The 5388-nt window shown below is 63.4% G+C and carries 5 protein-coding genes and 1 pseudogene; 2 read left to right on the top strand and 4 right to left on the bottom strand.

All coding sequences use genetic code 11. The features are described 5' to 3' along the window. Window positions 1-681 precede the first annotated feature (681 nt). Complete coding sequence (locus tag Cco03nite_RS41600; protein ID WP_203699566.1) at window positions 682-1398, top strand: hypothetical protein; 717 nt, start codon at window positions 682-684, stop codon at window positions 1396-1398. Window positions 1399-1798: 400 nt separating this feature from the next. Here Cco03nite_RS41600 and Cco03nite_RS41595 read toward each other — a convergent pair whose 3' ends face one another. The 4 genes from Cco03nite_RS41595 to Cco03nite_RS41580 all read right to left on the bottom strand — a co-directional run bounded on the left by Cco03nite_RS41595 (window position 1799) and on the right by Cco03nite_RS41580 (window position 4718). Further along, window positions 1799-1996 carry a hypothetical protein gene (locus Cco03nite_RS41595; RefSeq protein WP_203699565.1) on the bottom strand — a complete coding sequence of 66 codons (198 nt, stop codon included), beginning with the start codon at window positions 1994-1996 and terminating at the stop codon, window positions 1799-1801. Window positions 1997-2038: 42 nt separating this feature from the next. Continuing rightward, window positions 2039-2356 (bottom strand): hypothetical protein, encoded by a 318-nt coding sequence (locus Cco03nite_RS41590; protein ID WP_203699564.1) that lies wholly within the window; start codon window positions 2354-2356, stop codon window positions 2039-2041. A 591-nt stretch (window positions 2357-2947) separates the two neighbouring features. Then, entirely contained in the window at window positions 2948-3538 is a 591-nt protein-coding gene (locus Cco03nite_RS41585; RefSeq protein ID WP_203699563.1) for a cysteine hydrolase family protein, read from the bottom strand. Window position 3539: 1 nt separating this feature from the next. Further along, a complete protein-coding gene (locus Cco03nite_RS41580) occupies window positions 3540-4718 on the bottom strand; it encodes an XRE family transcriptional regulator (protein ID WP_239168087.1) in 1179 nt (392 codons plus the stop codon). Window positions 4719-5206: 488 nt separating this feature from the next. Here Cco03nite_RS41580 and Cco03nite_RS41575 point away from each other — a divergent pair. Then, window positions 5207-5388: pseudogene (locus Cco03nite_RS41575) on the top strand (sigma-70 family RNA polymerase sigma factor); the annotation flags it as partial.

Raw genomic sequence — 5388 nt, 5'->3', positions numbered from 1 at the left:
GCAAAGATCGTGGGCTATTGGTCTCGTGCGACTCTTGCTCTCACCAGCTCAGATGGTCCTCTGGCGTGCGTGGCCGTCCGCCCCTGTACGCGTCGGCAGTCACTCAGTTTGTCACTCGGTCCTGCCTCGGCAGCAAGCGTCCGGGTGGCTCAGTGCACTGCGTCCGCGGCGGAGCGAAGCGGAGCCGCCTCAGGCGGTGAGCCGCCGGAGGCGGCCTGCCCGCTCGTTCAACCGCCGGCAGGGCTCGTCATGCGGCCTCTATGTCTCGACAACCGGTCCATCCATGTAGCTCAGCCGATTGCGCGCCCGGCTCGCGTCTACGATGTCCGCGTGGGACTCCTCAGCACTCTGCTACCCGGACTTCGCGACTTCAGAACTCCCATGTCAGCAGGCATACTGTGGCTGACTACTTTGGTGCTACTTCTTGCACCCATTCGGTCTGAGCTGGTGTCCGACACTGACCAGGCCGCTGCGTTAGCCGACCTTGCGGCATTGTGGCCGACGTCAGTAGTGGGGCCCGCAGCTCTGGCAGGCGCATATATTATCGGAAGCGTCATGACAGTTCTATGCCTAGCGTTTATGCGAATGGTGGGTTTGAGGGTCCTCAGTCCCATTACTCGACTGGCTGAACTTCAACTGAACAATCATGGGGATGAACGCAAGCCAAGGGTCTTGTATTCCATGGCAGTGCGCCTGTCTCGCGCATGGTCGCCAATCAGCCTGACTGCGCGCGGCTTCATCTTTGACGCACAGCTCAATGCATTTACAAAGGTAGGCGTGCCAGGTGTCGCCGCTATGCATTATCCTGTCAGGCACACCATTTCAACTCTTGAGCACAGCGCCGCTCAATTGGCAATCACCGCACCCGTCCTGTATCAAGAATATGACCGCCTTCGCTCGGAGGCTGAGTTCAGGATTGGCTGCACTCCGCCCATTGTCTGTCTGGCGATAGTCGCACCGCTAAATCACAAGATGTGGCTTGTAGCGGCAGTTGGCGCAGGGTGCCTGGTGCTAGTGCTCCAAGCAATTAGGCAAACGCGCTCGGCAGCCGACATCTTGGCAAACGCGGCCTACTTGGGACACATCTCATTTCAGGCGGTCGATGGCTTGGTTGACGCCGTTCAGCGAGTTCAGCCAACGCCAACAACTGATGGTGCATGGATTGCTGCCATCATTGTGGCGATGGACCGGCGGGCACAATTTGAGGAAAGGGAAGTCGTAATCGGTGAACTCGCAGAATTTAACCCGACAACGTTATCGGAGGCACTGGAGTATCTTCGGGACCATTATGAGCCTTTATTCGAGGAAGTCTCCCGATCCTTGGATGGGACCCGCCCTGACCATGCAGATGCCCTAATGTTGATCGGTGTAGAAGCGCCACAGGATCTAACGGTGTGACGCGCACCGCTGGTCGTCGTTCAAGGCATTCCGTCCATCGGTTGGGATGGTGCGCTAAGCCGGGCGCGCTGACAAGCCAGTCCGACTAGGGCAGTCAGGCTCAGCGAGAGGCTCCACCGAACTGGGGCGGCTGGTGACTGTGCGTGTGCAGCCGCGCCATTCACGCCATTCGCGCCACGTACTGGAAGCTGGCGCGAATGGCACGACTGTGGCGCGAATGGGGGTTGCCGCTCGTCGTCGTTACTCAACGTGAGTTTCCAGACAGACCCTGCGCCGAAGCCCGAGAGATTTGCCGACTCCGCGCGCGCCCCAAACCGCCACCAGGGGCGACTCTAGATGCACGCCCATACCTACGCGATGCCGAGATCTTGGCGCAGCGTGGCTCTCGGCGGGCGCGTCGTCATGCAGCCTTCCGTGCCCGCTCCCATGGCTTCGGGATCGCAGCCAGACGAGAGAGATGCTCGCGGTGCCGCTGGGCGCGCAGCTCGTCGCCCGCCGCTTCGGCCGACTCCACCCACCCTTGGATCTTCGCCACGAACTCGTCATGGCTGGCCTGCTCCAACGCCAACAGGGCAGCTGCGTGCTCTTCCACTGTCACGGCTGGCTCACCTCCCGTAGCCCTTTCGCCAAGGCACCACGATTACGCGGCCAGCTTCTCCTCGAACGCCTCGCGCGCGAGCTGGCTCACGGTTTTGCCCTCGGCAGCGGCGCGTGCGCGCGCTCTATCGAGGAGCCGCGTCGGCACCCGGAACTGCACCCGTGGCGAGTCGCCCTCTTCGCCAGCGATGGACGGTCGTCCGCGCCGGGCCGACTTAATGGCCGCCTCGACGTACTCCTCGGTGACCCGCTCACCTCGACTGTCGCGGACATCCTCGATATCAAGGTCCACGTCCGGGCCGAGGTCGGCTGCGCGCACCGACCCATCCGGCAGACGGACCTCTACCTTCTTCTGACTCATGGCGTCCTCCTCAGCGCTGTGGGCATCACGTGGATAACCAACAACATGTCAGGCAAGACCAGAGCAATGACCTCCAGCTCAAGCCCTCTGTCGTCCGGCCCCACCCACCGAAGCTGATCATCACCCCGGTCGCCAGCACCGGAGATCAACTCAGGCGTGACCGCGCCCATCACGTGCAGGGCATGCGCGCGTCCGATCTTGTGTTTCCGCGATCCTCGCGTGAACCTGACCTGCACTCGGCAATTGTGTCACACAAAAATGCAGATCGGAAGTCACTTCTGCGCGACTGGGGTCAGGTGGAGGAACCGCTATCGTTGCCCCGTGACGAATGCGCCTGACCCCTCGGCGGAGTGGTGGACCACGAGCGATGTGGCCACCTACCTGGGCGTGGGAATCGGAACGGTGAGCACCTATCGGGCGCGAGGGCAGATGCCGGCACCGGACATGACCCTCGGACGGACCCACGTTTGGCGACCGGCCCGGATCGTCGAGTGGCACGAGGCCCGCCCACGTCCAGGCGTCGGCGGACGACCCGTGCCCGACAGCGATCGAACATCTTCGGCGTAGCGCTGGCCCTCGGAAGATCCCTGGTTAGGCCACGATGTTGTGCACCACCGGCGTCTGATCGGCCGTGATCTCGACCACCCCGGGCGACAGCGCAACGTCGGCAAGCGTGACGAGCTGGCCGCGCCCGATGAATCGGGAGATCACTAGCAGGCCAGCTTCGTGCGCATGCTGACCGGCGTGTGTGGCGGAGGCGTCGGTCACCACCCAGGGCGTGAGGTGCCGCTCGAACGTGTCTACGGCCGTCTTGAGCACGCACGACTCCGTAGTCAGACCGCAGATCACTAGATCCGTCCATCCACCAGCGGAGATCGCCTGCTCGCCCTCGGCCGTGAACAGCGTGTAGAACGGCTTATCAACCACAATCGCACTGGCCGCGTACGGTTCGAGCTCCGGGATCAGATCCGTCTGCGGGCTATTCATCAACGCTGACCAGGAAAAGAAGCGTTCAAACGGGCTGTCCGCCCAGTTCAGGAACCTCGTGAAGATCAGCGCGCCGCCAGCGTCGCTCCAACGCTTCACCAGGTCCACGACCCGGGGCACCACATACTCCGAGTTCGGGTGCACGAACCCCAGCTGCATGTCGACCACGACGAGCACTGCGCGGTTGATGTCCAAGTTAGCCTCCGGCTTCCGAGTCGCGGAGCGCGGTCAGTGCCGCGTCCAACTGAGGAACAATCTTGCTGGTCTCCAAGACCGCCACGCGCATCGAGTGAGCCTGCCCCGTCTCCTCCGGCGTAGCGACGGTCAACCGCGAGCGTACGGCGCGCAGGAACCTCCAGCCATACGGCACCGGCACCACTGGGTCAATTCCCGCCTCCACCTGGTGGAGGATCTCCCGCGTGTAGCACCAGATGCCTTGTACGAGCAGCTCACAGGCCACAAGCTCCGACTCCGGCAACGCGGATTCGGCCACCAGCGGGTGGTACGCGACACTCGACCAGCTTGCATACGCGACCGACACGCCACTCGCACCGAATGCCACAAGGTCCGCCCGCTCTACTCCGTCGCGCATCATCACCTGCTCGACCTGTCGTCCGCCGGCCAGGAGCGCTGCCGCGTCGTCGGTTCGGTCCACCCTCTGAAGCAGCTGCGACGGCATGGACAGCAGCCGTACCGCCCGATCCAGCCGCTCCCCCTCCCACTTGGCGCTCTTCAGCCAGTAGCCGGAGAAACAGTACGGCGAGCTGATCTCCTGATCACCCGTGATCCCCCGGACCTGCTCATCCGTCCACGCTCGCGACGCCGGGTAGGACGAGCGACGCCACAGCGCGAGGTCCGTCAGCGTCTCCAGCTCCAACTCCTCTCGCAGGTGGGCCAGCGCCACACCCCATGGCCACACATACAGGTCGGCGCTCCTGCCTGCAGCGGTCTCAACGGGCAGAATTCGGCACCCGGCCCACCACTGGCCAGCGGCAGGGGTCGCGTCGACTCGCGCCGCTAGCGCTGCCGCTCGCTGCCCGCCGAGGTGCACCGGAATGAACTTGTGGCTCACCACCTCGTACGGGCCGGTTTCATCCGCCGGAGGGTCCACCGCCGATGCGGCTGAGCCGAACAGCACGTCAGCGCCGACGCCAAATACCTCGCACCATAGGTCCACATAGGGCTGCTCGGGGGTGTGCGTCCTGCCGCTTTCGACACGGTAGATCTGCTTGATGACCGAGTTCGCGGATGGCAGCCTCTCCCCGCGCTGGCTCGCCAGCCTGTGGAATTCGTGCGCGAGCCGCTGGCGGCTCCACCCGCGTTCCAGCCGTAGGCGAGCCGTAGTGCTGCCCGCATCCGCATTGGCGCTGCTCACGCCTATGGACATCGTCGATGTCCTCCCAACGTCCAGTGCTGTCATCTAGTGCGATCGGCAGTCCGGACGGCGTAATGGGTGTGCAAGAGATCCACCCAGAAGCCCTGACCGAAGCGGCGACAGTCGGGGCTAACGGCAGTCGCGAGGTCAGGGCTTCACCATCCGTGATCAGCAGTACACCAGTTTGGACCAGCGCACGTCCACAAGATCCATTCCAGTTGCCAACTTCAAAGTGGTATTTACGCAGCTAGTTAGCCACTTGGTTTAGATCGCATTTTCTGCACGTTCCCATCGACTGATGCCTAGTTCCCCGGGGGGCGGCCGTCATTGCCGAGACGCAACCAGCGTCAGGCGATGTCGGCGGACATCGCGCATTGACTAGTATGCAGTGACTGCGTACTCTGACCGAAAAGAGAGGCCTCAGCGGGGCTCCACCCCCGCCGAGGCCGGACATCCCAAGTCCCCTCTGCCAGGAAGGACCTTGAACGATGCACGAGAAGCGTAGCTCCACCCTGCCCAAAAACGGGCAGCGGCTGTCTGATCTGGTCGATATGTCGGCGCGGGAACTGGTGGCGTTGGCGCAGTCCGGCGACCTGGAGGCATTCGACCCGCTGTACCGGCGGTACGCGCCGGAGGTTCTGCGGTACGCGGTCCGCAAGGCCGACGGAAA

Source organism: Catellatospora coxensis, assembly GCF_016862635.1.
In the GTDB taxonomy this organism is placed as follows: Bacteria; Actinomycetota; Actinomycetes; order Mycobacteriales; family Micromonosporaceae; genus Catellatospora; species Catellatospora coxensis.
This window is presented reverse-complemented; position numbering and strand designations above follow the sequence as displayed.